This window comes from Mesorhizobium sp. WSM4989 (assembly GCF_029625795.1).
GTDB lineage: Bacteria > Pseudomonadota > Alphaproteobacteria > Rhizobiales > Rhizobiaceae > Mesorhizobium.
The window spans coordinates 1,456,921-1,483,595 of sequence record NZ_JARTVN010000002.1 but is presented as its reverse complement, the minus strand read 5'-3'; the positions used below and the strand labels follow the sequence as shown (position 1 = coordinate 1,483,595).

The 26,675-nt window shown below is 59.8% G+C and carries 30 protein-coding genes; 11 read left to right on the top strand and 19 right to left on the bottom strand.

Going from position 1 to position 26,675, the window contains the following annotated elements:
• Positions 1–39 precede the first annotated feature (39 nt).
• The 6 genes from P9217_RS19840 to P9217_RS19815 all read right to left on the bottom strand — a co-directional run bounded on the left by P9217_RS19840 (position 40) and on the right by P9217_RS19815 (position 4,160).
• Complete coding sequence (locus P9217_RS19840) at positions 40–681, bottom strand: hypothetical protein (RefSeq protein WP_278052946.1); 642 nt, start codon at positions 679–681, stop codon at positions 40–42.
• Complete coding sequence (locus P9217_RS19835) at positions 678–2,060, bottom strand: integrase (protein WP_278052947.1); 1,383 nt, start codon at positions 2,058–2,060, stop codon at positions 678–680. Before P9217_RS19835 ends, P9217_RS19840 begins: the two co-directional genes overlap by 4 nt.
• A gap of 370 nt (positions 2,061–2,430) precedes the next feature.
• A complete protein-coding gene (locus P9217_RS19830) occupies positions 2,431–2,712 on the bottom strand; it encodes a hypothetical protein (protein ID WP_127216544.1) in 282 nt (93 codons plus the stop codon).
• Positions 2,713–3,126: 414 nt separating this feature from the next.
• Positions 3,127–3,420, bottom strand: a complete 294-nt coding sequence (locus P9217_RS19825; RefSeq protein ID WP_278087634.1) for a hypothetical protein — start codon at positions 3,418–3,420, stop codon at positions 3,127–3,129.
• Between the two features lie 33 nt (positions 3,421–3,453).
• Positions 3,454–3,627: a hypothetical protein gene (locus P9217_RS19820; RefSeq protein WP_095802158.1), complete on the bottom strand. Its 174-nt coding sequence runs from the start codon at positions 3,625–3,627 to the stop codon at positions 3,454–3,456.
• 161 nt (positions 3,628–3,788) lie between these two features.
• Positions 3,789–4,160: a hypothetical protein gene (locus P9217_RS19815; protein ID WP_278087635.1), complete on the bottom strand. Its 372-nt coding sequence runs from the start codon at positions 4,158–4,160 to the stop codon at positions 3,789–3,791.
• Positions 4,161–4,484: 324 nt separating this feature from the next.
• On the opposite strand from P9217_RS19815, the gene P9217_RS19810 reads away from it, so the two are divergent.
• Positions 4,485–5,171, top strand: coding sequence for an aspartyl/asparaginyl beta-hydroxylase domain-containing protein (locus tag P9217_RS19810; protein ID WP_095826126.1), 687 nt, complete (start codon positions 4,485–4,487; stop codon positions 5,169–5,171).
• 4 nt (positions 5,172–5,175) lie between these two features.
• On the opposite strand, the gene P9217_RS19805 is transcribed toward P9217_RS19810, so the two are convergent.
• The 3 genes from P9217_RS19805 to P9217_RS19795 all read right to left on the bottom strand — a co-directional run bounded on the left by P9217_RS19805 (position 5,176) and on the right by P9217_RS19795 (position 6,364).
• Positions 5,176–5,481, bottom strand: a complete 306-nt coding sequence (locus tag P9217_RS19805; RefSeq protein WP_095826127.1) for a DUF982 domain-containing protein — start codon at positions 5,479–5,481, stop codon at positions 5,176–5,178.
• Positions 5,482–5,667: 186 nt separating this feature from the next.
• Positions 5,668–5,904 carry a hypothetical protein gene (locus P9217_RS19800; RefSeq protein WP_278087636.1) on the bottom strand — a complete coding sequence of 79 codons (237 nt, stop codon included), beginning with the start codon at positions 5,902–5,904 and terminating at the stop codon, positions 5,668–5,670.
• 115 nt (positions 5,905–6,019) lie between these two features.
• On the bottom strand, positions 6,020–6,364 hold the full coding sequence (locus P9217_RS19795; protein WP_278087637.1) for a hypothetical protein: 345 nt from the start codon (positions 6,362–6,364) through the stop codon (positions 6,020–6,022).
• A 260-nt stretch (positions 6,365–6,624) separates the two neighbouring features.
• Between P9217_RS19795 and map the strand changes: the two genes are divergently transcribed.
• Positions 6,625–7,452 carry a type I methionyl aminopeptidase gene (map, locus tag P9217_RS19790; RefSeq protein ID WP_067000098.1) on the top strand — a complete coding sequence of 276 codons (828 nt, stop codon included), beginning with the start codon at positions 6,625–6,627 and terminating at the stop codon, positions 7,450–7,452.
• Between the two features lie 58 nt (positions 7,453–7,510).
• Here map and P9217_RS19785 read toward each other — a convergent pair whose 3' ends face one another.
• Positions 7,511–8,365, bottom strand: coding sequence for a LysR family transcriptional regulator (locus P9217_RS19785; protein ID WP_278087638.1), 855 nt, complete (start codon positions 8,363–8,365; stop codon positions 7,511–7,513).
• Positions 8,366–8,440: 75 nt separating this feature from the next.
• Between P9217_RS19785 and P9217_RS19780 the strand changes: the two genes are divergently transcribed.
• The 3 genes from P9217_RS19780 (at position 8,441) to radC (ending at position 10,952) form a co-directional block, all read left to right on the top strand.
• On the top strand, positions 8,441–9,109 hold the full coding sequence (locus P9217_RS19780) for an NAD(P)H-dependent oxidoreductase (protein WP_278087639.1): 669 nt from the start codon (positions 8,441–8,443) through the stop codon (positions 9,107–9,109).
• 3 nt (positions 9,110–9,112) lie between these two features.
• On the top strand, positions 9,113–10,036 hold the full coding sequence (locus tag P9217_RS19775) for a DMT family transporter (protein ID WP_127242150.1): 924 nt from the start codon (positions 9,113–9,115) through the stop codon (positions 10,034–10,036).
• A 163-nt stretch (positions 10,037–10,199) separates the two neighbouring features.
• The gene (radC, locus tag P9217_RS19770; protein ID WP_095779209.1) at positions 10,200–10,952 is read left to right on the top strand and encodes a DNA repair protein RadC; all 753 of its coding nucleotides are present in this window, start codon (positions 10,200–10,202) and stop codon (positions 10,950–10,952) included.
• A gap of 88 nt (positions 10,953–11,040) precedes the next feature.
• On the opposite strand, the gene P9217_RS19765 is transcribed toward radC, so the two are convergent.
• A complete protein-coding gene (locus P9217_RS19765; RefSeq protein WP_095802249.1) occupies positions 11,041–11,331 on the bottom strand; it encodes a hypothetical protein in 291 nt (96 codons plus the stop codon).
• Between the two features lie 468 nt (positions 11,332–11,799).
• Here P9217_RS19765 and P9217_RS19760 point away from each other — a divergent pair, with 468 nt between their 5' ends.
• Positions 11,800–12,468 carry an outer membrane protein gene (locus P9217_RS19760; protein WP_278087640.1) on the top strand — a complete coding sequence of 223 codons (669 nt, stop codon included), beginning with the start codon at positions 11,800–11,802 and terminating at the stop codon, positions 12,466–12,468.
• 178 nt (positions 12,469–12,646) lie between these two features.
• Here P9217_RS19760 and P9217_RS19755 read toward each other — a convergent pair whose 3' ends face one another.
• From P9217_RS19755 to P9217_RS19720, 8 genes are all read right to left on the bottom strand, one after another.
• Positions 12,647–12,985 (bottom strand): hypothetical protein, encoded by a 339-nt coding sequence (locus P9217_RS19755; protein ID WP_067000080.1) that lies wholly within the window; start codon positions 12,983–12,985, stop codon positions 12,647–12,649.
• Between the two features lie 17 nt (positions 12,986–13,002).
• Positions 13,003–13,563 carry an ATP-binding protein gene (locus tag P9217_RS19750; protein WP_170950193.1) on the bottom strand — a complete coding sequence of 187 codons (561 nt, stop codon included), beginning with the start codon at positions 13,561–13,563 and terminating at the stop codon, positions 13,003–13,005.
• Between the two features lies 1 nt (position 13,564).
• On the bottom strand, positions 13,565–15,931 hold the full coding sequence (locus P9217_RS19745; RefSeq protein ID WP_127241308.1) for a SpoIIE family protein phosphatase: 2,367 nt from the start codon (positions 15,929–15,931) through the stop codon (positions 13,565–13,567).
• Entirely contained in the window at positions 15,928–17,106 is a 1,179-nt protein-coding gene (locus P9217_RS19740) for a class I SAM-dependent methyltransferase (protein WP_127214214.1), read from the bottom strand. The genes P9217_RS19745 and P9217_RS19740 overlap by 4 nt, the downstream gene beginning before the upstream one ends.
• Entirely contained in the window at positions 17,103–17,624 is a 522-nt protein-coding gene (locus P9217_RS19735; RefSeq protein ID WP_095829875.1) for a ubiquinone biosynthesis methyltransferase UbiE, read from the bottom strand. Before P9217_RS19735 ends, P9217_RS19740 begins: the two co-directional genes overlap by 4 nt.
• A gap of 155 nt (positions 17,625–17,779) precedes the next feature.
• On the bottom strand, positions 17,780–19,429 hold the full coding sequence (locus P9217_RS19730; protein ID WP_278087867.1) for an EAL domain-containing protein: 1,650 nt from the start codon (positions 19,427–19,429) through the stop codon (positions 17,780–17,782).
• 376 nt (positions 19,430–19,805) lie between these two features.
• Positions 19,806–20,420 carry a DNA ligase gene (locus P9217_RS19725; protein ID WP_095825597.1) on the bottom strand — a complete coding sequence of 205 codons (615 nt, stop codon included), beginning with the start codon at positions 20,418–20,420 and terminating at the stop codon, positions 19,806–19,808.
• 638 nt (positions 20,421–21,058) lie between these two features.
• Positions 21,059–22,216: an AraC family transcriptional regulator gene (locus P9217_RS19720; protein ID WP_278087641.1), complete on the bottom strand. Its 1,158-nt coding sequence runs from the start codon at positions 22,214–22,216 to the stop codon at positions 21,059–21,061.
• A gap of 204 nt (positions 22,217–22,420) precedes the next feature.
• Between P9217_RS19720 and P9217_RS19715 the strand changes: the two genes are divergently transcribed.
• The 5 genes from P9217_RS19715 (at position 22,421) to P9217_RS19695 (ending at position 26,675) form a co-directional block, all read left to right on the top strand.
• The gene (locus tag P9217_RS19715) at positions 22,421–22,723 is read left to right on the top strand and encodes a hypothetical protein (RefSeq protein ID WP_127214219.1); all 303 of its coding nucleotides are present in this window, start codon (positions 22,421–22,423) and stop codon (positions 22,721–22,723) included.
• A 93-nt stretch (positions 22,724–22,816) separates the two neighbouring features.
• Positions 22,817–23,062 (top strand): hypothetical protein, encoded by a 246-nt coding sequence (locus P9217_RS19710; RefSeq protein WP_067000066.1) that lies wholly within the window; start codon positions 22,817–22,819, stop codon positions 23,060–23,062.
• A 241-nt stretch (positions 23,063–23,303) separates the two neighbouring features.
• Positions 23,304–24,188 carry a cytochrome c oxidase subunit II gene (locus P9217_RS19705; protein WP_067000063.1) on the top strand — a complete coding sequence of 295 codons (885 nt, stop codon included), beginning with the start codon at positions 23,304–23,306 and terminating at the stop codon, positions 24,186–24,188.
• 16 nt (positions 24,189–24,204) lie between these two features.
• Entirely contained in the window at positions 24,205–25,974 is a 1,770-nt protein-coding gene (locus P9217_RS19700) for a cbb3-type cytochrome c oxidase subunit I (RefSeq protein ID WP_095779206.1), read from the top strand.
• Complete coding sequence (locus P9217_RS19695; protein ID WP_278087642.1) at positions 25,971–26,675, top strand: cytochrome c oxidase subunit 3; 705 nt, start codon at positions 25,971–25,973, stop codon at positions 26,673–26,675. The genes P9217_RS19700 and P9217_RS19695 overlap by 4 nt, the downstream gene beginning before the upstream one ends.

Here is a 26,675-nt window from a genome sequence, read left to right as displayed (position 1 = left end):
TCGGAAGCCCGCTCAGCCTTGGCGGATCTGCCCTTAACTCTATCGCGGCGATTGGCGTCGATAGGCTTTGGTCAAGTGGGATCGTGCCAGGCTCATGGCATCACGCTCACGCTTGGAAATCTCCCCGTCGGCCTGGAACATGGCTCTGGCTGCGGCCAGCACTTCGCATTCTTCGGCCGTCAACTCGTCTTCCGACTGCGGGTCGCTCCGTTTCGGCGGCTGTGCCTGCACCCTTGGGTCTTCAGTCGGGATTTGCTGGGCTTCGACGGTAATGCTCCCCTCATGGCCGACGACATAAAGGCCGACCCCTCGGGCGCGAGCTTCCTTGCGGGCCTTCTGCACCAAGAGCGTGAGTTCTTCGTCCCGGCGCGCCCCGTACAATCGATCTTCAAGCGTCCGCCTATTCTCATCGTTCCAGTGATTGAATCGCCTCGAGGTGACCAGGATCCGCACGGCTGCCCTATCGGAACACTGCCGCTCAGTAATGACGCGATCGGCATCGAGGATTAATGCGATGTCTTTCCCGTAGTCCCGCGGACGGCCACTCCTGTGGCGCTTGTGCGGCCGAAAGCCCTGCTCGGGTTTCACCAGGAGTGCCGTCAGGAGTCCGATGAAGCCGTCGGCGGTTGGCTCGATGCCGAAGTGCACGTACAGCAGTCTCAACTTGTCCAAGTCGGTCACGACCGACCTGCGATCTGGATGACATTTCCATTGCTCTGGGCAGGCACCAGCGGAACCACTGCCGCCGCCGCAAGGTCTTCGAGGCCATCGGCAATCCATCGGCCATAGTGGCGCTCGATCATTGGCACAGACGTGTCGTGCAGCGCAGCGACAAGCCGTATCGGCAGATTTGCCCTGATGCCTCGCACGATCGAGCTGTGCCGCAGGCTGTAGGGGATCACGGTCGGCATCTTTGCCCTGGCCCGGATCTCATACCAAGGGCGCTGCATTTCACTGGCGAACTGCCATGCGCCACGGCCGGCGCGCTCCCATCCAATCGAGCCCGCAACCTGCTTGCTGCGCCACCGCTCCATCAAGATCTCATCATTGCCCCTGCCCGTCGTTGCCGGCAGCAGCGCGTCCATCACATCCTTCCCGACCGGCACCGGTACACTGGCGATCTTGCCGCCACGGCCCTTGCGGGAGCTTGGAACCATGAGGCGCGACTGTGCCCGCTGCACGTCGCCAACCTTCATGCGGGTGATCTGGGAGAACCGGGCACCGGTTGCCGCAAGCACGACCACCAGCCGAAACAGATCGCCATTCCAATTCCCTTCGATGTCGATTTCACGAGCGGCGGCGAGCAACTTGCCGACTTGCGCGGCTGATAGGATCTGATTGTCTCGGGCAAGCGGCGCTGCTTCGTCGGTGTCCATCTTCTCAGCCTTGAGGCCTTGCTTGATGACCGCCGGCAATGTCGGATCCAAATGCTCCCGATGCGCAGCATAGGCGCCGTTGAGAGCGGCCTTGAGGTCGTTGATGAGGCGCTGCTCGGTCGAGCCCTTCAAATCGTCTGGCAGCAACTTGCGCCAGTTCAGAAGGTCACTTTCCTTGAGAGCATGCAGGCCGACATCGGCCAGCGGCGCCGCAGCCACGGCTCCCCGACTGCCTCGCTTGTCCTGACCGAGTATATAGCGCCGCAATCGTTGCCCGGCATCTGAGCGCACCGGGCGGCCCTTCCTGCGGCTTTCCCTTGCATCTCGCTCGGCAATGTAGCTTTCAACAGCAAGGCGCACGGTCAGCGCAGGACCGGCAGCTGCAGCCTTCGCTTCCTGTCTGGCCTTGGTGACGATCTGGCGAGCCTGAGCTTCCGCCTGAGCGAACGTTAGCACGCCGTCCGTGAGCTTGTCGTTGACGTCGTTTGCTGGCCCGACTGGCGCCTGCAGATAGTTCGCGCCCGGCCCATGGTTACGCCAGCGAGCGAACCAGACCCCTCCCCGTTTGCCCCGGCGATACCAGACCGCAGCATCGGCATCGAGGCGACGAGCGTATTCGCCAGCAGGCAACTTTGAACGTGCGCTGGCAGTGGTGATCGGGGCTTCCCTGAGGGTCTTGGCCATCGTGTTCCCGCCTTGCGGTTTTGAAAACACGTCGAATATAGGTCGAATAAACCCCGGTGTACAGCAGCGAACCGAAATGAATGAAAAGCCCAGAAATCCTGGATTTCAGCGAACCAGCGCGAACGCAAAGCCTCGAAAATCATGCCCTTTCACGGCGGTAACAGGGGTTCGATTCCCCTTGGGCGTACCAGCAGATGTCAGCGACTTAGCACCCTCTCCCGGCAAATCATCCAATAACGTCAAATAGCGACTGCGTATTTCGGCCGACGGTGACCGCGAAATGGCCCGCTCTGAGAATCCGTGGCGGCTCGCGTCATCCGGTGGCGCTTTTCATAACGTGAACGCCCTCCAGCGCTCCTCGAGTCAGACATTATGGCTCAAGCAGTGCGAAACCATATAGCGCCCACAACTGCTCACATTCTCTCGCCCTGAGGCTCGGTGTTCCTGCTTTTCCGTAAAACACCATCGCTCCGCGAACTCCGTATCCAAGCACGGATGCATTCGCAACGAACTGGATAGCTTCCCCCAGGCGCATGGTGCCGATCTTGGCATCAGTCTTGTTGGCGAGGTCGACGACTCCAAGGATCTCAGCGTCAGTGTTCCTGGCTTCGAGAACAGCATCCGAAGTCGCACTGGTGACGCTAAAAGGCATCGTATTAGCCTCTGCTAATAATAACAGCGAACTAACGCGTCTTGTTCCCGAGGATCGACAGGCCCGGCCACCGAGGTCGCCGGGAATTGCCTCGTATTTTAGCGACATCTGAAACAAAGGGATTTCGCGAGCGTTTAAAGCTCCAGAAAGGAGCTTCGACGATGGACCCGGCTACGGCAGCGGTGATGGTTTTGCTTTTGTGCAGCCCAGGCGAGGCTTCGATCTGCAAACCGCTTAATACCGCGCCTCGGGTTTTCGCCTCCCTCAACGAATGCCGTGTCACATTGGAAGCTGAACTCGCCGGCGCTCCTAGCGGAAGAATGGTCGGCCGATGCCAGGTGATCGATCCGACCATCACGGGCTCTTTGCCAGCCGGCTATACGACAGTTACGGTTACGCGCGGCGAGAGCGTTGTCAGGTATATTGTTCCGTACAAGGAATAGCCGGGCCACCTGAGCAGCCGAGCCTCGTCCGAAGAGTATCGATCAGCAGCCCGTCTATTTCCGCCGCCAAACATTCTCCACCCGAACCAAGACGAAGCCAGTGGCGTGGGTCGATCTCAATCCGGTAGGGATCGCCGTGCAGGGTTTCCATCGTATGGGCCAGGAATCGCGCAGCAAGATCGACTTGGGCCAGCTTCGCCTTGACCTCTGCGGCTCCGTCGGCGACGGCATCGGCACGCTGCGGAATTGTCCTCCTGCCGAACAAGGGCGGCTTAGCCGGCTCTACGCTGAAACTTCGTCAGATACCGTCCCAAGTGTTGGAAGAAAGATACTTGGTGGTCGGCATAACTGCCCAGCCAAAATCCATTTGCATTTCGCGCGGCGGGCCGTTCAGCATCCGCGTCGTTTTTTGGGCATCATGCGCATATTTCAGGGCCGCTCCCATGCGGTTGAGCGTTTTTAAGATCGGCATGGCTCATCATCCTTCCATGTGCCGAAGCCGTCCCGCGAGCGATCTTCGGCTGCTTTCGATCGGTACTAGATGGTCGATGATTGTTTCCGCCGCGTCGCACGCAAGCTCACCGGCTGTAACCAAACAGTTGCCCCTGAAACGCTCGCACACAACCAAGCTGGTCAGAAGGTTTTGAGGTGATCGGAGTTGTCCCAGGCATCCCACGCACAGGGAGCGTGTGCCGTTGCCTCCTCGAAACAAAGCCGAAATTGCGCACCATCAGATCGAAACATGATCGCTGCAAAAACGGCGTTGACCGGCACTGCCGGAAATGAGAGCAAAGGGAAACTCAAATGACCAACATCATTCGTAATGCAATTCTGGCTACTGTCGCGGTTTTCAGCTTGTCCGGTGCGGCTTATGCTCAGCAGCAGACCATCACTTCTTGCAGCAATCACGATTATTACTGGAGCCAGTGCCTGGGTGCCGCAAACAACGGCCACCAGAGCGGCGGCCGCGGACACGATCGCCACTGATTGACGATCGGGTTCCAACAAATGCCTCGCCGGCAAGTTGCCGGCGGGGCTTTGTGCGTTCTGGCAACCTCTTTGATCACAGGACGCCGCGCAGCGGCCCAATCGCCCCCGGTGTGTCCTGAGTTGCACGACGGCGGCTGCAGCCGACCAGCCGCTGGCGCTGAGACGCCACGATCGACAGCACGACGCCCGAAGTCATCGAGGCGTCACGACTGGTCCGCAGATGACATCCAAGACGCGTGATACAAAACCGAACGTCTGGCTGACGCCTCGGAACAAATCTCCGTGACCCATAGCTGAAAGCAATCGTGCACTATATTATAACATGGTCGAGGCGATGCGATGTCGAACGTCTACGATCTTGGAAGCGATCTGGTGCGTCGTATCTATGAAAAACGCATAGATGCACCGGCGATTCTTGATGCCTCCACGCATTTTCCCAACGCCACAAAGTTCGCGGCCGTCTGGCAGAGTATTCGCGATGAAGCGCTGTCGGTGCAACTGAACCGGGTGCCGCGTTTTCACGACATCATGCCGGAACAGGCCGAGATTTCGGCCAATGACGGCCTCGATTGGCGCATGTTCGTGCTCAAGGCTTACGACATGACGATCCCGGAAAACCTTGGGAAGATGCCTACCCTCAGCCGGTTGCTGTCCGAGTGCCCCGAGGTCAAATCGGCGGCTGTTTCATTCCTGGCGCCGCGCAAGCACATCCCGCCCCACCGCGGCCCCTTTCGCGGCATCATGAGATTTCATCTCGGCCTTGTCATTCCGAAACTGGCGGACGGCCGCCCGGCAACGATCATGATGATCAACCATGAGGAAAAGCGGATCGCCGACGGCGAATGCCTGCTGTGGGACGACACTTTCGAGCACGAGGTCATGAACAGCGCCGATCAGGCGCGTATCGCCTTGTTGCTTGATGTGTGGCGCCCGGATATGCCGCTGGACATGGAGATCCTGTCCAGGTTGATCGTTCGCGGCGTGCAGGTGGGAATGCACTACAGAGGGGTATCTTTCGCCGGTTGACGCGTCACGCCCTCGCTTCGCGAAATCCTCTTGCGCTGCCGCCGCGCTTCAGCGGCAACATCATGTCCCTTGCAAGCAAACCGCTGACGCGGCAGAAGGCCATGAAGGCCCGGCACGCTTCCTCGGCGCTTGCCACATCGACCGTCGCGCCGAAGCAGGAGTTAAACGCGGCGTCATAAACCTTGCCCTGCCGGCGCTTCGGCCAATTCTGCAGGAAATCGAGCGCCTGCTCGACGCTGTAGATTTCCTCGACCGGCAGGCCAGGCGCGGGCGTGATGCGCACCGGCACCTCGAATTGCAGTCTGTCCATTCCCTGTCTCCCGAACTGGCGAAGTCGGAGCGACGCCGTTCGTTCTGAAAAGTTCTTTGACCGGCTTTTGACGCAGGAATGTGACCTCAGTGCGGTGCGGGCCCGGCGACTGCCGCGGCAGATCGGCGCTCTGGCCACATCGTTCGACCGGGCGATGCAACCGGCATCGCCCTGTCGAGGTTGCGTCTACCGGTTCGCCGGGTCCCTCTCCGCCTCGTAGGCCATGCGCGAGACCACCATCAGCAGATTGGCGGACGGCACGGCGAAGATGACGCCGAGCACAATCGCCGCCGTCCCTTCCACACGAAGCGTTGCGGCTACAGCCCAATAAACGGTGCCTTTGCAGATAACTGCCTGGACGGCGAGAAACGCGGCTGCCGAAGCAGCGCGCGTGAGTGTCTTGAATGTCTTGATACGTTGCATCGAGAAATGTCCAATGGACGCGCCACGCAACCTGCCGACGGCCGATAGCCGTCGCCAGGTCGCGGCGCGCAAGGAATAGTTGAGGTGAGGAAGCTGCGGCCAGCGACCGCCTGACTCAGGCGGTTGGTGGCGCGCGAGGCTGATTGGGATGCGAGAGCGGCGCGGCCACAAAGGGAGGCGCGATGCCGGCCTGCGCCGGCAAAGCCCCGCCAGCGACAAGGAAATCGGATGCGGGAGCGAGAATGCCGGGATTGCCGCTGACGAGCTTTACCGGCAGCGGCCGGCCGGCGCGGGCTTCGAGGGCCTGCGCCTTGCCAGCGATCCTCAGCCAGGCAAGCGTTTCGCCCTGCCGCATCGCGCTGATGCCGGCGCCGCGCGGGGCAGACGCTGTCGAGGCGGAGACCTCGGCCTGGCGAAGCTCACCAGCGCAAGCGCAAGCAGCGCCATCAGAGCCGAGCACGCGGTCCTGCTTGGCAGCAGCGTCGATCTTGCGCGTTCCGGTGCCGTCAACGGGCGTAAATCTCCTGAATCCTGACCCGGCTACCTCAAGGGATGGTGCAAGGAAAGCTTCGCGACACCCAGACGCGCCCGCCCAGCGAATATTCCCTCGGCAAACCGGTTGCAGGCACTTCGTCCTTGAACCTTGCGGCTTCCAGTGCCAAATCTGGAGAAAATTTCCGCACCGGCTCGCGTCAGGAGCCAACCCGCGAACGGACAAGAATGGTTACCTATCTCGACGCCGCAACGGCCCCCTTGAGAAACACCGGCCAGATCCGCCTCTATGGCGAGGAAGGGTTTGCGGGCATGCGCAAGGCCTGCGATCTCACCGCGCGCTGTCTCGACGAGCTTGTGTCGATGGTGAAGCCCGGCGTCACCACCGAGACCATCGACCGTTTCGTCTTCGAATTCGGCATGGATCACGGCGCATTGCCGGCCACGCTCAACTATCGCGGCTACACCAAATCGTCCTGCACTTCGATCAATCACGTGGTCTGCCACGGCATTCCCGACAACAAGCCGCTCAAGGACGGCGACATCGTCAACATCGACGTCACCTACATCCTCGACGGCTGGCACGGCGATTCCTCGCGCATGTATCCGGTCGGCACGATCAAGCGCGCCGCCGAGCGCCTGCTCGAGGTGACTTACGAATGCCTGATGCGCGGCATCGCCGCAATCAGGCCGGGCGCTCGCACCGGCGCGATCGGTGCCGCTATCCAAACCTATGCCGAGGCCGAGCGCTGCTCGGTGGTGCGCGACTTCTGTGGCCACGGCGTCGGCCAGCTTTTCCATGACGCGCCGAACATCCTGCATTACGGCACCGCCGGCGAAGGCGTCGAGATGCGGCCCGGCATGATCTTCACCGTCGAACCTATGATCAATCTCGGCCGCCCGCATGTGAAGGTGCTCTCTGACGGCTGGACGGCGGTGACGCGCGACCGTTCACTGTCGGCACAGTACGAGCATACGATCGGCGTCACCGATAGCGGCTGCGAGATCTTCACGCTGTCGCCAAAGAAGCTCGACCGCCCCGGCTTGCCGGATTAGTCTGCCGCAGGCACGGCATCGGCACGGTCTAATATCCATAACAATTGGCGAGGCGCGCCTAGGCTGGAAGCCCGGCAGTATCACCAAGCCCGGCTCCGGCTAGAAGTGCGGACCTGAGGCACATGGCTGCCGGCAACAAGGGTTTGTCGAGCCGTCGGGCAAGATAGATCCAGCTCTTCGTCGTCCCATTTTCACCAAGCGCAGCGGCTGAAAGCTGCACGAGCCGCTCTTCGACAAGATCCTGCGCGATCAACCAAAGTGGAAGCCGCCCCCAGCCGATGCCTGCTCTGATCAACGCCAGTTTCGCCTCTTGGCTACCCACCCGCCACTTGCGCTGGGAGAGCACGCCATAGTCGCGGCCATGGGAGCGAGGAGAAGCGTCCATCAGCACGATCTGGATGTGATCGGCCAGCTCTGGCGTACTCACCCGGCCTTTCTTCGCTATCAAGGCAAGAGCGTGCCCAGCACCGACGACCGCCGCCATCGACAGCGGCGCGAGGGAATCGAATTCCAGGCGCGGATCGCGCAGGTCTTCGCCCACCGTTATCGCGAGGTCGACCGTGCCTTGCAGGAGGCAATCGATCGGTTCCCCAAGGGTACCTACCTGCAACCGGACGCCAACCGTCGGATAGGTGGCGTGGAGGGCTTCGAGAGCCCTGCCGACGGCCGGCAATGAAACAAGCGTGTCCACCATCAGCGCAAGCTCGATTTCAATGCCGCTGCCCATACCCTGCGCCTTCGCGCGCAGCAGATCGGCGCGTAGAACCAGCGAGCGACAGTCGTCCAGCAGGGCCCGTCCGTCCGAGGTCAAGGTCGGCCGACGAGTCGACCGGTCGAACAGGACCGTCTTGAGTTCGGTCTCCAGATTGGCAATCGCGTGGCTTACCGCCGACTGGGCGCGACCGAGCCGCATGGAGGCCAGGCGAAAGCTACCCGCGTCGCCACGGCCAGGAACATCCGCATCTGATCGAGAGTGAGCGCGTCGAGCATGATCGATCAATTAGATCAGAAAGCGCCAACTTTTAGCAATCCCATCGATCGCCCCGGTGTGTCATCACTTCCTGACCTGAGACAGGAGAGCGAAGTGACTGAACGGCTCAAGCTCGCAGCGCTGATCGGCAGCACGCGGGAACGACGCTATGGCGACAAGGTCGGAAACTGGTTTGCCCAAGAGGCGCAGAGACTGGGAGATTTCGAGCTTTCCCTCATCGATGTTGCAGACATTGATCTGCCCAGCCGGCACTTGGCGGAGCCGACACCGGCGATGAAGGCATTCGCGAGTAAGCTCGCCAAGGCAGACGCCTTCGTTGTCGTCACCCCCGAATACAATCACAGCATGCCCGGTCATCTTAAGCACGCTATCGACCAGGCTACTGAAGAGTGGCACGCCAAGCCGGTCGGCTTCGTTTCATACGGTGGCGTTTCCGGCGGGTTGAGGGCCGTCGAACATCTTCGGCAAGTATTTGCCGAGCTCCACGCCGTCACCGTCCGGGACGCAGTAAGCTTTCACGGGGTGTGGGAGCATTTTGCCGATGGTGCGGGCCCGCTCGATCCGAAGCGCAGCTCCGGCGCTGTCAAAACCATGCTCCACCAACTCAAGTGGTGGGCTCTTGCGCTGAAGGAGGCGCGTTCGCGCGCCCCCTATACCGTAGGCTAACACATGGATTCGCAACGCATCATTGCAGGCGCCCTCATGACCATAGCCATGACGCTGGTCGGATCCGGCGTGGTGGCCTCGAAAATCATTGCCGGCGGCATGCACCCTTTCCTCGCCGTTCCCCTGCGTTTCCTGATTTCGACGCCGATCCTCTGGGGACTCGTCTTCCTGACAAGCACGCCGCGGTCGCGGCTCTTGGCAAAGGAATATATGATTGTGATGATTCAGGCGGCCGCGGGCAGCGCCGGCTATAGCATTCTAATGATCCTCGCCTTGACCTTGACGACGAGTGCCAATGCCAGCGTCATCCACGGCCTTTTGCCTGTATTGGCTGCCCTCGTTGCAACGCTGGCCTTGAAGGAGAGGCTTGGCGCCAAGCTATGGATCGCCGTCGGCGCTGTCACGGCAGGCGCACTTATTGTCAATGTCGCCTCTGCCAAGGGCTTTGGCCTCGATCTGAAGCTGCTGGCGGGTAACCTGCTGGTGGTCCTCGCTGTTTCCGGCGAAGCACTGTTTGCTATCCTGAACAAGAGAATCAGCAAGCCGCTGGCGCCGCTCTATCTCGCGGCGCTGATGAGCAGCATTTCACTGGTGCTGACCTTGCCGCTCGCCACTGCCCTTGTCGCGTTTACCACCGTTGCAGCAGCACCTGCCGCCCTATTGGCGACAGTCTATATCAGCATTTTTCCCACCGTGATCGGCTTCTGGCTCTGGTATTCAGGAGCCGCGCGCGCCAGCGGCGGAGAGGCTGGCGTGTTCATGGCAGTGCTGCCGGTCGCGGCACTCGCGCTCTCGTTTCTTCTTCTCGGCGAGACCATCACGACGATCCACATTCTCGGAACCGCCCTTGTCGTCCTCGGCATCGCTGTTTCGGTCAGCGGGGCAAGAACGGTGAAGAAGCAGGCTGCCGAAGGTGCTCATGTTTAACGCTCGCCAATAGGCGATGCAGCCCTCATCGTCACGGCGTCTTGATATGTCCCAGCAACGCTCCCGGCTACTTTCTTGAAATGATCGAGAACCGTTTCGCGTTTCAGAATCATGCTTTAGTCTCTGGCAAAGGTCTTCTTTCGATCAGCGATGTGGGCGGGCGATGGGAAAAGTCGAGGACGAGCGGGCGTTTTTCTCTGAAGCCTGGGTAGAGCCGCCGAAGAAAGAGGTGGCGCCTGTTGAGAAGCCGCACTACCACGGCCATCGTGATCGTCTGCGCGAACGCTTCTTGGCCGGCGGTCCGGACGCCCTGCCCGACTATGAACTGCTTGAGCTGCTTCTCTTCCGGCTGATCCCGCGCGTCGACACCAAGCCGATCGCCAAGGCGCTGATCGCGCGCTTTGGTTCGCTTGCCGAAGTGCTCGGCGCGCCGGCGTCCCTGCTCGAGGAAGTGAAGGGCATCGGGCCGACGGTGGCGACCGATCTCAAGGTCATCGCCGCCACGGCGCAGCGCATGGCGCGCGGCGAAGTGCGCGGCCGCGAGGTTCTGTCGAACTGGACGCAGCTTCTCGATTATTGCCGCTCGGCCATGGCCTTCGAGGCCCGCGAGCAGTTCCGCATTCTCTTCCTCGACAAGAAGAACGGGCTGATCGCCGACGAGGTGCAGCAGACCGGCACGGTCGACCATACGCCTGTCTATCCGCGCGAGGTGGTCAAGCGCGCGCTCGAACTTTCCGCCAGCGCGATCATTCTGGTGCATAACCATCCGTCCGGCGACCCGACGCCCTCGCGCGCCGACATCGACATGACCAAGCAGATCATCGACACGGCCAAGCCGCTCGGCATCGCCGTTCACGACCACGTCATCATCGGCCGCAAGGGCAACGCCTCGATGAAGGGCCTGCTGCTGATCTGACAGTCCCGAAAATCAGCTGGACACCGATCAGGAAATCATCCCCGGGCGGGCACGTCGCGGGCGATGGCTCGATCGAGACGCGTTCACGTTAGTTCATCAAAAGCACCAGAGCGGGATGCAGCTTCTTCAGGTTCGGCAGTGATTTCGATTGCCAGGGTATGTCGGGCGTTCCGCGCACGACAAGTCGAACATCGGGATGCTTGCGCACCTCGATGGTAAATTTCGCCAGCAGGTTGATGCCGGAAGAGTTGAGAAAGTGAAGGTCCTTCAAATTGAGTGTGATGGAAGCGGGATTTGAGGCAAGAACACTGGTCGCCAAAGCCGTGATCGGGGCACCTGCCTCGGAACTGGCAAGCCGCATTGCACCGTCGAAAAAGATATCGCTTCCCTCAGTCCCTCAGGGTCTCGCAGTTAAGAATCGCTGTCGCCCACATTGATCGGAGGCCTCCGTGCGCGGGAGTAGAACCAGCGGACATAGCCGGATAGAAATAGGTTGTCTGCTGGCGAACCCGACCATATGCGACGAATGGAAGGCGCGGCTTAGCGCGCCTTTAAGGGTTGTTTTTTGCTGGCCGTAGTCGTTGCGTCGGCCGCCAAAGCCGCCAGCGTAGGTGGGCATCCGCGACGTCATCCAGAACGTGAAGCGCGAGATTGACGAGTTCCGGGTGTAGGCAAGCCCCCGTCCCCCATCAGGCCTGCATGGATTCACGGCCTTTGCTCTCACGTTTGCGTGATCCCCAACCTCAGCCTGCGTCATTCGCAAGCGAGTGTTGCGGTCGGGGTACAGCCAATCCCGAACGTTCTGCTAAAACAACCACTGCTTGTAACAACCTGGGCGGGTCCGACTTTGAAAAAGCTAATAGGCTCTATAGCTCTCTACTGTGCATTTAGTTCGTCAGCGTTCGCGGCGGATGCCCTCTCGGTTGGAGGCCCTGCTTCATACAACTGGAGTGGCGGCTACATCGGCGCCGTCGCCGGTGTAAACTTTTTGCAGGGGGATGTGACGATACCTGCGTACGACCCCACTGGTTATGACGGAGATAGTACATCCGCGTCGATCGGCGGGCAGATCGGCTATCAGTACCAGTTCGACAACAACGTCGTCCTCGGAGCCGAAGCGCGACTGGTGGCAGTGTTCAACAGGAAGACTGTGCCGACCCACGACGACGAAACCTTTGAAACCGGTGCCAACTGGCAAGGCAACATCGTGGCGAAAGCCGGCTACGGTATGGGCAATTTTCTCCCTTACCTCAAGGGCGGCGTAGCTTTCCTGCACCTTCACGACACTGGCTACGAATCGGGTTTCGGGATTGCCAAATTTGACCGTACCTACACCGGCTGGACGGTTGGATTCGGAGCCGACTACGCTTTGAACGAGAAATGGGTGGTGGGCGTCGACTACGCCTATTCGCATTTCGCAAAGCACGACTTCTCGGAAGACAGCGCGGCCGTGGGACCGACGATCGTGAAACCCAGCACGCACACTGTGTCGCTGAGCGTCAACTACCGTTTTTAGATCGTCGATCGCGTGAGGCGATTTGGGAAGCCCGTTGGCTATGGCCGGCGGGTTTTTCTTTTTAGTCATCCAACTGCAAACATGGAAGACAAGGCCAACAACCCGGCAATGTGGATGGCATTCTACGAGCGAAGCCGAAACTAGCTTCGAGAGACACGCGACAGTTCGGACAAGCAGGTTAGTTCATCAAAAGCACCAGAGCGGGATGCAGCTTCTTCAGGTTCGGCAGTGATTTCGATTGCCAGGGTATGTCGGGCGTTCCGCGCACGACAAGTCGAACATCGGGATGCTTGCGCACCTCGATGGTAAATTTCGCCAGCAGGTTGATGCCGGAAGAGTTGAGAAAGTGAAGGTCCTTCAAATTGAGTGTGATGGAAGCGGGATTTGAGGCAAGAACACTGGTCGCCAAAGCCGTGATCGGCGCACCCGCCTCGGAACTGGCAAGCCGCATTGCACCGTCGAAAAAGATATCGCTTCCCTCAGTCCACACGCGGTAGTCGTCTGTCTTGATTTCCATATCTGGCTTCGTTTCATCTAGTTGTGAGTTTGCGAGATCGGAATGGAGGCATATGTTTCCAGGCAAATACGGTCGTTTTCATCGGCCGGGCTGAATATCCAGGCCAGACGTGCGCCATAGTCGCTCATCAACGTCAGCAATCCAAGCCCGGAGCTCCCCACGTCGGGGTTCGCGGCATTCGCCTCAATCCGCTGTATCAGCAGGTCCTTTGGGTCGCCAACCGTGATGTCCGCCAGCAGGCTTTGGAACTCGGACGCGATTTCACCATCGACGTCATTCGACACCTTGAGCTTGAAGCACTCGGAATCCATCGACGCCTCAACCACGATTTCGCCTGGTGCGCGGAACTTGACGGCGTTTTCGATGAGTTCGTTGACCAGATATCCGATGCTATGCCGCACCTCCATGTAGTCATTGCGCGACGACTGAAAGCGCAACGCGAAAAGATCGGCAATGAAGTCCGAGGTCGTGGCGCAATGACGCCAACTCAAGTCGAGAGGTCCGTCGAACAGCCGCACGCGACTGACGCTCCCCTTCATCCCTATTGCAATGTCAGGCGTACCGAACAGCGCTGTCATCCTACGTATGCCTTATGATCACGAGTGTGATGTCGTCGTGGATCTTCTGGATTCCGATATGAGCCATCAAATCCTCGATGATCCCGGTCTTGATGTCCTCGGCGCTCCTGCCATGGCGCTTTTGCACGCTCTTGCAGAGGCGATCGAACCCGAACAGTCTTCTGTCTTCATCTTCCGCCTCGGTCACACCGTCGGTGTGCAACACGATTACGTCGCCGCTCCCGAACACGATGTCTCGCGTGTCAACAAACTGCGAGATGTCGTTCTCCAGGCCAACGGGCAGACCCAGATCAAGCGTGTCGATACGTTCGACGTCCCCATCCGCACGCACGACGAGAATGTCCTCGTGCTGGCCGGATAGCGTTACCCGCCCGTCCTCAAAGTCAAGAAAGGCCAGCGAGAGATGCTTGTCGGTGTTCGTCCGCTCGATGTTCTTGTAGATGGCCCTGTTCAGACGAACCAGAAACTGATGCGGATCGCCTTCGTTGGCCTCCTGCAGCGCGCGTGCAACGGATTGGACCATCAGCATCAGCACGCCGCTCTCGAGACCATGACCGGTCACGTCGCCGATGCCTATCTTGACCCGTGATCCGTTCTGGAGGACGTCGTAGTAGTCCCCGCCCACCTCGTCGGCCGGCCGCATGTAGGCCGCGATCTCCAGCCCCGGAATCGCTTCGAGTTCGAACGGTTTCGGCAGGACCATCATCTGGATTTGCCTGGCGACCGCGAGTTCGGCGCCGAGACGGACGTTCTCGTCCCGCAGCTTTTCGTTGAGCGCGGAAATCTCCTGATTTGCGTCGCCGAGTTCCCTGGTGCGTTCGTCGACGAGTTGCTCGAGGTTTTCTGTGTGAAAGCTGATCTGCTCGGCCATGCGGTTGAAGGCGACCCCGACCGCTCCAACCTCGTCGCGCGTTGGAACGCGAACACGGACCGAATAGTCTTTGGACTGTAGCCTCTGGGCGGCGCTGGCAAGCGCCCTGAGGCCGGCCGTGATCCGCTTCGAGATGCCGAGCACTGCCGCAAATACAATCAGAAGCGAAACGACGATGGCGGCGACCTGAAAGAGCAGAATACGATTGGTCGCGCGAGAAATACTCTTTTGCGCGGCGACCAGGGACGCATAGATTTCGCGTTCTGGAACGACGATTCCGACCGACATCGTTTCAGACTTGATCGGTCCCGAGCTCCACAGATTCGTCGGCTTCAATCTTTTGAGGACAACTATGTAGGGTACGTGTTCGCCCTTGTTGTCGAGCATGATATGCTGAATGACACCGTCATTGTTCTGGTCGAGCGGCAGCGACGCGATGGCCGGCTGCGTGCTTCCCCGCAGGGACCTCTCCAGGCCGGTGACGCCCTGCGTGCCCGCATCGTTGGATGAAGTCAGGCCGATGATCGCCTCGCCCGATGGATTGATCGCCACTACATTGCCGGTCGACATCGTGAGGAAGCCGAACCCGGTTTCGGCGATCTTGACGCGCTCGACGACTTCCGCGAGTTGATCGAGAGTGATGTCTGCACCCGCTACACCGGCGATACCGGTACGGTCGCGCGTCCACAGCGGGTGGAAAAAACTGACGATCAGCTTTCCCGTGATCGCATCGGTGTAGGGCGCTGTCTGAGTGATATCGTCGGGGACTGGACGTGAGGCTGGATCCTTCGCCCATTGCTGCCATGACCCATAGATCCCCGGAAAGAAGAACTCCCAGAACTCCGCCTTGTTGTGGCCTGGATAGAGCCGGTCGAAGGTCTGTGCCTGGTCCGTATACGGTACCGTCCTGAAGATCGGCCGTTCCTTCGGACCAATATAGTACATCTGCAGTTTTGGCGATCCGCTGGCCATAAGGGTCGGCGCGACGAGATCCAGAACGGTACTGTCTTCGATTTCCTGCTCAACGCTCGGCAACGGCGTGTGGTCGGCGCCCAGCAGGTAGCCCCAGACGCTAATCACGGAAGGCGCGCCCGGCAGGTTCTGCGCCCAATCGCCCTTCGCGTCATAGACGACCTTCACCGAGCCGGGTGCCTCCTGCGAAAGGGTTGCTCCGACCTGTCGCTGCCGGCTCGGATGGTCGGTCTGGGCCTGCAGAACGCCGGCCAGCGCCTTCACCTCCCCATGAACTCGATCGAGCAGGAGGTCGACGCTTAACGCCGTCGAATCGGCGTAGGAGCGAATGTATTCCTGGTTTGCGGTGGTCAGGCCCTCACCGACTTCCGACGTTGCGTCGCGCGACAGCTTTTGCACGTTCCAGAGCGCCAGGCCGCCGCTCAGCAAGAGATCGAACAGCACGGCGCCGCCAACGACCAATACGAATTTCGCCCGGAAGGAGCGCAGTCCGAAGCGCGGTGTAGGCTGATCGTCGGCTTTCATTGCGGCCTTCGCCCCGATGCGACCCAGATCGGCCAACCCGCATAACCCTTGGGGTGTAGCGCAGCGAATATGTGATCCTGGAAGCCCTGCCGGAACCGTGCAACGAACTCCGGCCCGTCGCCGCGTTTGATGGCCATCTCGCCGGCATAGACATCGGCCCAGGCGACAATGACATCGGCGAAGTCCTGCGGATCTCCGTCCAAGTTGGTGACGGTGAAGGTCTCGACACGTATGTCGTCGAATCCGGCTTCAATCAGATATCGCCGACTCTTGGGCCCGAGCTCGACGTCCATTTCGAAATGCGCGAACAGCTTCGCCACTTCATTGTATGTCCAACGGATGCTTTCGGCGCGCGGCTCGCCGAGGCAATGCGAATTCTTCTCGTTGGTGATGTAGACCCGCCCGCCTGGCTTGCATATGCGGTAGAGTTCCTTGAGGATGAGTTCCGGTCGATTGAAGATTTGAAGCGAATGTCGGCAGGTGACCAAGTCGAACTGCTCCTCGTCGAGCAGCATTTCCGAGGCATCGCCATAAGTATATTCGATGCCCCGGATATCGAACTCCCGCATCACGCGTCGGGCGTAGTCCAGGCTTGATATGGAGTGGTCGAGGGCGACAATCCGCGACGGCTGGAACTCTTTCTGCACGAGCACGGCGAAATCACCGATCCCGCAACAGATGTCGGCCATAACGATCCCGGGTCTCATGCCATGTCGCGGCAGGATTGCACGCTCGTGGCGCCAGGTCATCTTTGTCTGCGTGCGCAGGATTGGAACGAACCCGCCTTCCTCGAGGAAGCCCTGCCCTGGATAGAATTCGCTGTCATACTCCTCGACCGTGATGTTCGGTTCGATTCCGCTCAGCCGACCGAATTTTCGCGAGGTCCATCCGACGACGCTCGACGTGATGACAACAAATTTGAGATCGGGTCGAGCGCGACAGGCATCGATGATGATCCTCGAAAAGGCGTAAAATGCAGCGTTGTTCATCTGCGCCAAGCGCCTGACATTGACGTAGAGAACGCCGCGTACTCGGCCGATCGCATCGCGAAGCAATGCCAGGCTAGGCCCAAGCTCATCGATCGCCTGAGGCCGGACCACCCCAGATATTGAGAACTCCTGGTTGTTCGCATCGTACTGCGCCTTGAAGCGCGCGTGCAGGTTGTAAGGGCTCAATGTTGCAGGCCCTCAAGCGGAAGATCCACGACGAGCGTGATCGCATCGCCGTCGGCTTCCTCGACCCTGAGTGCCGCGTTGTAGTCGACAGCCAGTTCCAGGAGTACCACCTCCCGGCTGGGCGCCAGATCCCCAGACACAGAATTGAGATATCGCTCCTTGGCCTCAAATCCCGCGACTTGCGAAACGGCTTCTTCGTAGAATTGGCGCTCCTCCGGCATGCAGGGAAATGTCAGTTCGATCCTGTCCGTCGCGCCATAGCGAGACACCCTGCATGCCAGTTCGCCGTCGGCGTGGCGGGTACGAAAGGCGACTTCCAGTAATTCGTTGAACGCAGAGGAAAAGAGATTCGAATGCCGCACCGAGTCTGATCTGTTTTGACTGATCATCCGGGCGATGTACGTCGAGACATAATCGCAGTGTTTCCAAGCGGAGACAAAAGTCTTGATTTCCATGTCGATCTGGATCATCGGCTCAAAAGTCGGTTCGCCAACCGGGTCATGATGAACAGATCCCATCCGCATCCTCTCCTATTCCATCCGTATTTGAGCCCAGGTGACGCGATGAACTCCGGGACAGAAATTTGACCGCCTCGTGATGAGCCAGTCCCGCATTGCGCGGCATCTAGCTCGATCGTTTTTACAGCCCTCCGATTTACAAACGGTGCAAGTGGCTAGCGCGCCCGATTTGATTCCTCCATCGCTTCCAGCCCCTTCGCCGGCGACCGCCTGATTAAATCGCCGGTTGCCTCGGATCCGAGCGGCCGTCCCATGAAATTGCCTTGCAGGTAATCGCAATTTTCCTTGATCAGCCACCGTGCCTGCGCCGACGTCTCGACCCCCTCGGCGGTGACGCTTATTCCCAGGCCGTGCGCCAGACTTATGATCGATCGCACAATCGTTTGACTCTTCAGATCCGTCTCCAGGTCCGCGATGAAGTATTGATCTATCTTCAAGGTATCAAACGGAAAATTCTTAAGGTAGCTCAAGGACGAATAGTATGTTCCAAAATCGTCGAGCGAGATTCGTATTCCCAGGACGTTCAACGTATTCAATGTATCTATATTGTCGATAGTCTTCTCAAGAAGAACCGTTTCGGTTATCTCGAGTTCAAGCCTTTCAGCCCGGATTCCAACTGCGTCGATGATCTGAGCGACCGTGTCCGTCAGCGAACCGCTTAGGAACTGAGCCGGCGACAGGTTGACTGCGACTGTCAGCGCGGAAGGCCACGCCAATGCCTGGCGACAGGCTTGCTCGAGCACCCATCGTCCAATTTCGTCCATCAGACCGTCGGCTTCGGCGATCGGAATGAACACGCCGGGCGGAATGATTCCGATCTCGGGGTGCCGCCACCGCAGCAGCGCTTCGAAACCAATCACCGACGAAGGAGGCCTGATGAGCGGCTGATAGTCCAGGTAAAGCTCGCCCCGCTCCAGCGCGGTTCGAAGGCTGCGCCTCAGATTTTCGCGTTGCTCGAGCAACAACAGCATCGAGCGATTGAACGTTCGAGCACAGCCGCGACCATCCGTCTTGGCTGCGTAAAGAGCAATATCTGCGGCTTTCATCAGCTGCTCGCCATCGGTCCCGTGCTCCGGCCCGAAAGCGATTCCGATACTTGAACCGACGAAGACGGGAATGCCGTTGATGACGAAAGGGTCCTTGAACGAGTTGACCAGCGATGTGGCGAGGCGCTCGGCTTCCGCGGGCTGCTCCTTGCCCAATTGGATGACGGCGAACTCGTCGCCGGCATACCGGTACGCAGATTCGCCGTCCTGCAGCGCGTCGCGGATTCGACCTGCCGCGAGTTGCAGAAGCGTGTCGCCTGCCCCATGGCCGAGCGTGTCGTTGACCGCTTTGAAATCGTCAAGATCGATTTGCAGCAGGGCGGCTTTCGGCTGAGATCCGCCGATGGCCGCCAGCGCTTGCTGCAGCCGCTCGCCGAATCGCCGCCGATTCTGCAGTCCGGTCAGCACGTCGTGCGTCGCCTGATGGAGCAGAATCATATGCTCCTGCTCCTGCGCCGCGCTGCGCTCCCCCTGCTCCCGGGATTCGATGATTCCCACACCATCTGCAGTGCCGAAGACGAAAACGGAGCGGGGCGCTTCGCCCGATGATCGCGGCAGGTCAATGCTTGCCGCAGAGCCGCCCTGGAACACCCGAAGAAATTCGTCGCGGCACCTCGTATCGAGGAAGCCAGGATAGATCTCCCAAATGGCTGCGCCTGGCACCACCGCACCTCCGTACAGGCGTTTAAGCCTGGCGGCGTAGTGAGTTAGGCGGAAGTCGCTATCATAGAACGATAGAAGTTCGGTAGTATTCGCCAACAGGTTAGCGAGAAGCGCTTCGCCGGCACGTGAACCATCGCTTGAGGAAGACTCCTCATTCTGCGTGCCGACGCCTGATGCCTCTGAACGCAAAAGCCACCTCCGTAGGCGGTGAAAATTAGCGTCCCCCAGTTTAGAAATAGCATAAGTAACAAGCTTGGCAAACTTTCAGCTCGCTATTTCAACAAGCGGTGCATGCGCTGTAATTGCAATGGATCCTCCGCTGTGATTGGCGGGCAGGTTATTCCACGATGGACGTTCATTCATTGTTAATAAATTGCGAATCGGCAGATAATCGGCGTCGCGCCAGGCGTGATTCGAAATATTGCGATCCACAGGACAGAGCGGAATTCGCGGCCTGGGCTCGATCACAGACCTAGTGTTTCGAGATCGGCTTTCTCAAAAATCTGGTTTTCAGCCACGTTTTCGACGGTCCGCTCTGGTAGGGGCTATCGGCGCGTTTCGAGATGACGCCGTCGAGCTCGGTTTTCTCGGTGGCGCGAAAGATCGCGAGCGCGTCGCCCTCAAAATGCTCGCTGTATTGGATCTTGCCGAGGCCAGGCTCAACCAGTCGCCACAGCGCTTGCTTGCGTTGCAGCAGGGGTAAGGGGATAAGATTGCGACCGTCGAGATGGAGGATGTCGAAAGCGACGAACACCAGCCGGCTCGGCTCGTTCCAGATCGCGGCTTCCAGCTCAGGAGAACCGGGCGAGCCACGCCCGCCTGAGACAATCACCTCGCCGTCGAGAATGGCAGCCCGGCATGGCAGGTCGACAGCTAGCGCGATGGGCCAGTATTTAGTCGTCCAGTCGCGTCCGTTCTTGTTGTAAAGACGCGCGCCGTTCTTATCAATGATGATTTGCGTGCGGTAGCCGTCGAATTTGGCCTCGTGGACCCACCCTTCATCTTCGGGCGGCCGCTCGACAAGAGTTGGTATCTGCGGCGGAATGAACTCCAGCCGTTCGTCGTCGACCTTGTCACGCTGACTCAACTACGCCACCATCTTTGCAGGATAGCGGTGGCGCGAGCGGCACAGGCGATCCGGTATCCATTTGGACTCCTGCCGCCTGTGCCTTGCCCCCACTAAGCCATTCCGCGACGCAATGAACACCGGCCAGCCGCCCCCGGCCATTGGCACGCTACTCAACTACGCCACACCTTCGACGGATAGCGGCAGCGCGAGCGGCACAGGCGATCCGATGTCCCCCAACTTGTGCCGCCTGTGCCGAGCCCCCACTAAGCCATCGAGCCCCCACTAAGCCATTCTGCGGCGGAATGAACACCAGCCGGCCGCCCCGGCCTTGGCACGCTGACTCACTTACGCCTTTGACGGTTTGCGGCGGCGCGGTCGGCACAGGCGGTGCGATATTCCCCCCAACTTGGAAACCTGCCGCCTGTGCCGAGCCCCCGCTAAGTCACAGCGAACATCTACGAATAGGGCCGCGCTGTCGTTAGCTGCGCATCCAGATACTTATCCGGGCGTACATATCTCGATCGGCACGGCATCTCTCGCCAGGGATTTTGCCAATGGGGTACCGCCAGCCAAGGATCGCTTGCCCGGCAAGGATTGTCGCCGGATCCAGTATCACTCCGGGCATACCGATGAAACGTCCGCCGCGGATGCTATGATCAGTTTCCAAGCGCCTTGAGCCATCCTTCAAACGAGGAGGTCTTCTCGTGCTCGCCAAGCGAAACAGAGTGGGCGGGGCGCGGCAACACCGTCGTCCTGCGCCCTTCGCGGGGGCTGTAACCGAACTCCTTGCTGAACGCCCGGCTGAAAGTTGCCGCTGAACTGAACCCGAAGGCCTCCGCAATTTGAACGATGCGCCGGCTGTCCGCCGGATCGCTGAGCGCAACATGGGCCGCTAGAAGTCGGCGACTTTGAATGTAATGAAGCACCCCACCGCTCGGTTCGAACAGCTGGTAGAGACGAGATCGCGAAACACCGAGCGCCCGGCACATGGAATCCGGCGTCAGATGAGCCGCTTCCAGGTTGTTTTGGACGTATCGACGGGCCCGCTCCATCAGCGCGACACTCGCCAGTTGTTCGGCCGCAGCCGCATGTTCGGCCGGCGGCGCTAGGCACGCAATGATCATGCTGCGGGTTGCGTGTACGATGCGAGGCAGGTCGTCAGCGGTGAGACTGCGCAGCCTTGATACGATGCCGTCGACATAGTCGATCAAAAGGTTTGCAAAATTGCCGGAAAGAATTGAGTTGTTGTTTGCGTCGAGGGTTGCCGCCGCGTCGGCGAACAAATCACGCGGCAAATATAGAACGAGACTTTCGGATTCGGTCATCCTCCCGCGAAACGGGTAGCCTAGCGACCTGATCTCAAGTTTGCCCGGCTGGCCCTCCGCGACACGGCGATTGACCTCCGTCCACGACCGGCCGGTATGTGGCAAGACGACATACCAATGATCGATCGAGCTGGACCGAAGCTTTGCGGCGGAACGGATATAACTGTGCGCCGGCGTCCGCTGTTCGACGATCAGCATGCCGCCGAGATTCCAAGCCTTGTGCGCTGCGGGGAAGCCGTCGTCCAGCGATTTGTCATCCGGCAGCCTGACCTCGACAAGCGGTGCCACATGCGCTTGCCAAGCGGGGAATTGATCCTCTGCTGCCAGTTCGAGCGTTGAAAAGGACAGCGGTTCCAGTGCCGGCGCGATTGGCCGAGCCGCCTCATTGTCGGGTTGAACGTCGCGAGGCCAACGCCGTCGCTCGCGCTCCGGTACAGGCCCGGTATGCGCCTCGTCTTGCTCCTTAGCGTCCATCGCGCGTGGTGCCATATCCGATTCCGGTATGCCCATGCCCCCGCAATCATGTGGTGTATCCCGGGATCTGGCAAGCCTGTGGACCGCATCGTCGATCACGCTGGGTTACAATAAGAAATGCATCCCGAGATAAGTTTCTGGATACAAGGCTAACGACACACTTCAGACCGGCGCCTATAGATTCCGACATCGTGAAAGCGACGTTGAGGAGACCAGGTAATGAATGAAAAAGTCAAAGGAGAAGCTCGCCGCAAGATAATTCTTGATGGATATGTCAACAACGAGCCATTGAAAGACATTGCGGCAAAGCTCGGATGCTCACTGGCGAGTTTGAAAGTCAGCGCCAGCAAACTTGGCTGCACTCGCGCCCCGAAAGAGGCGGCTGACTTTCGACGCGGCTTCCGTATACCCGACAACAAACGGCAAGACTATTACCAGCTCATGCGGGTCGGCCAATATAGATCTCGGGACTGCGCACAGATTTTGGGATTATTGACAACACAATCGCCGAGCATGGAGTAACGTTACTAGAAGCTGGGGACAACATCTTTTCAAGCCTCGGTGACAAGGCCCCGCCGCAAAGCACGGGCGGCGGGCGCTGAAAGGTTCGCTCAAATGCTGCGTCGGCGTTTCAATCGCACCTGCCTTAGCCCTCTCGATCTGGCCGTTTGCGAACGCGTGTTCAATCAAGTCTGCGCAGATGAACAGCTCGATCCTTTGGACCCGGACGCCGAAATTCTAGCGGTATTGGTTGTGGCCATCTTTCGAAATGCTCACACCAGCGAACGCGAACTGCTGGAGGCGGTCAAATCTCGCCGGCAAAAGGCCAGGGCAGCCGTCCGCACGCCTAAAATGAACTAGTTGATCTACCCGCCAGCGGCATCTAGCCGGCCATTCATCCCTCTGCACATTGTCCGTAAGGGCAATGCTTCGACGAAGGGCCCGCTGCGCCAAGGCCCCCCGCCCCAAAAGGTCCGGGCGCGCAGCAACGTTTTGCACATCAGCTAGTCGGCTCTGGAATTTCAACCGGAAATCGAGCATGATGCGGCTTGGTATTGGCGTTGGATGCTTCGCGCTCCCATGAAATACCGGAGGACGGGACATGGCCATCGCGCTTGTACTCGTTTTGATCGTCGTGGGCTCGGTGTTGTTCCACTTCCTGAGCCCATGGTGGTGGACGCCGATTGCCTCGAACTGGGACTATATCGACCACACCATCATCATCAGCTTCTGGATCACCGGCGTCGTTTTTGCCGCCGTTGTTCTCTTCATGGCGTATTGCGTGTTCCGCTTTCGCCATCGCGAAGGCAATCGCGCGGTATACGAACCGGAGAACAAGCGTCTCGAATGGTGGTTGACGATCGTCACTGCGATCGGCGTCACCGCCTTGCTCGTTCCCGGCCTGTTCGTCTGGAGCCGCTTCGTCAACGTGCCGAGCGATGCGACCGAAATCGAGGTCGTTGCTCAGCAATGGCAGTGGAGCTATCGCCTGCCAGGCAAGGACGGCAAGCTCGGCACTTCGGACACCCGTGAAGTAGCCGCTGAGAACCCGCTAGGCATCGCCCCAAAGGATCCCAACGGCCAGGACGACGTCGTGGTCGAGGCGGCGGACCTGCACTTGCCGGTCGGCAAACCGGTCAAGATGCTGCTGCGTTCGATCGACGTGCTGCATGATTTCTACATCCCGGAATTCCGCGCCAAGATGGACATGATCCCGGGATCGGTCACCTATTTCTGGTTCACTCCAACAAGGACCGGAACCTTCCAGGTCCTGTGCGCCGAGCTCTGCGGCCAGGGACATCCGCTGATGCATGGCATGGTGATGGTCGACACCGAGCAGGATTACCTGACCTGGCTCGGGCAGCAGCAGACTTTTGCGCAACTGTCGGCGCCTCAGCAAACGGGCTCGGCGAACCCGCTGCCAGGAAAGACAATGGCGTCCGCTTTGGACGTCGGGGCAAAAGTCGAAACTGTCGAGGCCCGCTGAACAGGGAGGTGCTCCCATGGTCGACGTCACACCCGCAGATGCCGTTCCCCCCGCCGAAGTCGGGGAAATGGAACTGTACCATCCGCACAGTTGGTGGACGAAATACGTCTTCTCGCAGGACGCCAAGGTCATAGCGATCCAGTATTCGGCAACGGCAACGGCGATCGGCTTTGTAGCGCTGTTCCTGTCCTGGCTGATGCGCCTGCAGCTCGGCTTCCCCGGCACGTTCGATTTCATTACTCCGGAGGCCTACTACCAGTTCATCACCATGCACGGCATGATCATGGTGATCTACCTGCTCACCGCACTCTTCCTCGGCGGCTTCGGCAACTATCTCATCCCGCTGATGGTCGGCGCCCGCGACATGGTCTTCCCCTATGTCAACATGCTGAGCTACTGGGTCTACCTGTTGGCGGTGCTCGTTCTCGTCGCAAGCTTCTTTGCGCCCGGCGGACCGACCGGCGCCGGCTGGACGCTCTACCCGCCGCAGGCGATCATGACCGGCACGCCGGGTGGCCAGGACTGGGGCATCATCCTGATGCTCTCTTCGCTCATCCTGTTCATCATCGGCTTCACCATGGGTGGCTTGAACTATGTTGTGACGGTGCTGCAGGGCCGCACGCGGGGTATGACCTTGATGCGCCTGCCGCTCACCGTATGGGGCATCTTCACCGCCACCGTCATGGCTCTGCTCGCCTTCCCGGCGCTGTTCGTTGCTTGTGTGATGATGCTGCTCGACCGCGCGCTCGGCACCTCCTTCTTCATGCCGGCGATCGTCGAGATGGGCCAACAGTTGCAGCACAGTGGCGGCAGCCCGATCCTGTTTCAGCATCTGTTCTGGTTCTTCGGCCATCCGGAAGTCTACATCGTGGCCCTGCCGGCCTTCGGCATCGTGTCCGACCTCATCAGCACGCACGCGCGCAAGAACATCTTCGGCTACCGAATGATGGTCTGGGCGATCATCGCCATCGGCGCGCTGAGCTTCGTGGTCTGGGCGCACCACATGTATGTCAGCGGCATGCACCCCTATTTCGGCTTCTTCTTCGCCACGACGACGTTGATCATAGCCGTTCCGACCGCCATCAAGGTCTATAACTGGGTGCTTACCCTGTGGCGCGGCGACATCCACCTCTCGATACCAATGCTTTTCGCGCTCGCCTTCATCGTCACCTTCGTCAATGGCGGGTTGACGGGGCTGTTCCTCGGCAATGTCGTCGTCGACGTTCCCCTGTCGGACACGATGTTCGTCGTTGCCCATTTCCACATGGTGATGGGTGTCGCCCCGATCCTGGTGATCTTCGGCGCGATCTATCACTGGTATCCGAAGGTCACCGGACGGATGCTGGACGAGGCGCTCGGCCAGTTTCACTTCTGGGTCACCTTCCTCGGCGCCTACCTGATCTTCTTCCCCATGCACTATATCGGCCTGATTGGTGTACCGCGCCGCTACGCCGAACTGACAGACATGACGATCATGACGGAGTCGGCCCATCATCTGAATTCGTTCATCAGCATCATGGCCTTCTTGGTCGGCTTCGCCCAGATGGTCTTCCTGTTCAACCTGATCTGGAGCATCCGTCACGGCCGTGACGCCGGCGGCAATCCGTGGCGGGCAACGACGCTCGAGTGGCAGACGCCGCAGACGCCGCCGGCGCACGGCAATTTCGGCAAGGAGCTGCCGATCGTCTATCGTTGGGCCTATGACTATAGCGTGCCGGGCGCGAAGGAGGATTTCATCCCGCAGAACGTGCCGGGCTCCTTCATCCCATCGAGGGAGCCGGCATGAGCGTCATCCTGGTCTTCCTGCTGGTGATCGCCGGCTTTGCCGGATGGTGGCTTTCGCACCAGCGGCTGACCGCGAAGCCGTGGCTCGAGCAAGGCTTGGCCGGGGATTTCGTCGGCCTCGAGCGATCGGCCCTACCCACCGCCAAGATCGGCCTCGGTGTCTTCCTCGCGGTCGTCGGCTGTCTGTTTTCGCTGTTCACCAGCGCCTATTTCATGCGCATGGGTCTGCCGGACTGGCGGCCTCTGCCGCTGCCGCGCCTGCTCTGGCTGAACACCAGCGTGCTGGTGCTGAGCAGCGTTGCGCTGCAATGCGCCGTGATCGCGGCGCGCAGAGGCCAGACGGAAATGGTCAGGCTCGGTCTTGCGACGGCCGGGCTGACCGCCCTCGCCTTCCTGATCGGCCAACTGATCGCGTGGCGGCAGCTGACCGATGACGGCTACCTGCTGGACTCCAATCCGGCCAACAGCTTCTTCTATCTGATCACCGCCATGCACGGCCTGCACATACTGGGCGGGCTGGTCGGCCTTGGCAGGACGAGCATCGGCGCCTGGACGGGCGCCCGGCCGCAGCGGCTTCGCCTCGGGATCGAGCTCTGCGCGATGTACTGGCATTTCCTGCTTTTCGTCTGGCTCGGCATCTTCGCCGTCCTGGCCGGCTGGGCGGCGACATTCGTGAGCATTTGCCAACGGCTGCTGACCTAG

What these genes read in the sequence shown, in the direction of transcription:
- P9217_RS19750 (WP_170950193.1), bottom strand. Translation starts at nt 13,563, where the DNA reads ATGACAGCGCTGTTCGGTACGCCTGACATTGCAATAGGGATGAAGGGG.
- P9217_RS19780 (WP_278087639.1), top strand. Translation starts at nt 8,441, where the DNA reads ATGATCGATCAATTAGATCAGAAAGCGCCAACTTTTAGCAATCCCATC.
- P9217_RS19810 (WP_095826126.1), top strand. Translation starts at nt 4,485, where the DNA reads ATGTCGAACGTCTACGATCTTGGAAGCGATCTGGTGCGTCGTATCTAT.
- P9217_RS19835 (WP_278052947.1), bottom strand. Translation starts at nt 2,060, where the DNA reads ATGGCCAAGACCCTCAGGGAAGCCCCGATCACCACTGCCAGCGCACGT.
- P9217_RS19805 (WP_095826127.1), bottom strand. Translation starts at nt 5,481, where the DNA reads ATGGACAGACTGCAATTCGAGGTGCCGGTGCGCATCACGCCCGCGCCT.
- radC (WP_095779209.1), top strand. Translation starts at nt 10,200, where the DNA reads ATGGGAAAAGTCGAGGACGAGCGGGCGTTTTTCTCTGAAGCCTGGGTA.
- P9217_RS19695 (WP_278087642.1), top strand. Translation starts at nt 25,971, where the DNA reads ATGAGCGTCATCCTGGTCTTCCTGCTGGTGATCGCCGGCTTTGCCGGA.
- P9217_RS19775 (WP_127242150.1), top strand. Translation starts at nt 9,113, where the DNA reads ATGGATTCGCAACGCATCATTGCAGGCGCCCTCATGACCATAGCCATG.
- P9217_RS19830 (WP_127216544.1), bottom strand. Translation starts at nt 2,712, where the DNA reads ATGCCTTTTAGCGTCACCAGTGCGACTTCGGATGCTGTTCTCGAAGCC.
- P9217_RS19820 (WP_095802158.1), bottom strand. Translation starts at nt 3,627, where the DNA reads ATGCCGATCTTAAAAACGCTCAACCGCATGGGAGCGGCCCTGAAATAT.
- P9217_RS19700 (WP_095779206.1), top strand. Translation starts at nt 24,205, where the DNA reads ATGGTCGACGTCACACCCGCAGATGCCGTTCCCCCCGCCGAAGTCGGG.
- P9217_RS19720 (WP_278087641.1), bottom strand. Translation starts at nt 22,216, where the DNA reads ATGGCACCACGCGCGATGGACGCTAAGGAGCAAGACGAGGCGCATACC.
- P9217_RS19755 (WP_067000080.1), bottom strand. Translation starts at nt 12,985, where the DNA reads ATGGAAATCAAGACAGACGACTACCGCGTGTGGACTGAGGGAAGCGAT.
- map (WP_067000098.1), top strand. Translation starts at nt 6,625, where the DNA reads ATGGTTACCTATCTCGACGCCGCAACGGCCCCCTTGAGAAACACCGGC.
- P9217_RS19710 (WP_067000066.1), top strand. Translation starts at nt 22,817, where the DNA reads ATGCTGCGTCGGCGTTTCAATCGCACCTGCCTTAGCCCTCTCGATCTG.
- P9217_RS19715 (WP_127214219.1), top strand. Translation starts at nt 22,421, where the DNA reads ATGAATGAAAAAGTCAAAGGAGAAGCTCGCCGCAAGATAATTCTTGAT.
- P9217_RS19735 (WP_095829875.1), bottom strand. Translation starts at nt 17,624, where the DNA reads ATGGGATCTGTTCATCATGACCCGGTTGGCGAACCGACTTTTGAGCCG.
- P9217_RS19705 (WP_067000063.1), top strand. Translation starts at nt 23,304, where the DNA reads ATGGCCATCGCGCTTGTACTCGTTTTGATCGTCGTGGGCTCGGTGTTG.
- P9217_RS19800 (WP_278087636.1), bottom strand. Translation starts at nt 5,904, where the DNA reads ATGCAACGTATCAAGACATTCAAGACACTCACGCGCGCTGCTTCGGCA.
- P9217_RS19745 (WP_127241308.1), bottom strand. Translation starts at nt 15,931, where the DNA reads ATGAAAGCCGACGATCAGCCTACACCGCGCTTCGGACTGCGCTCCTTC.
- P9217_RS19785 (WP_278087638.1), bottom strand. Translation starts at nt 8,365, where the DNA reads ATGCGGCTCGGTCGCGCCCAGTCGGCGGTAAGCCACGCGATTGCCAAT.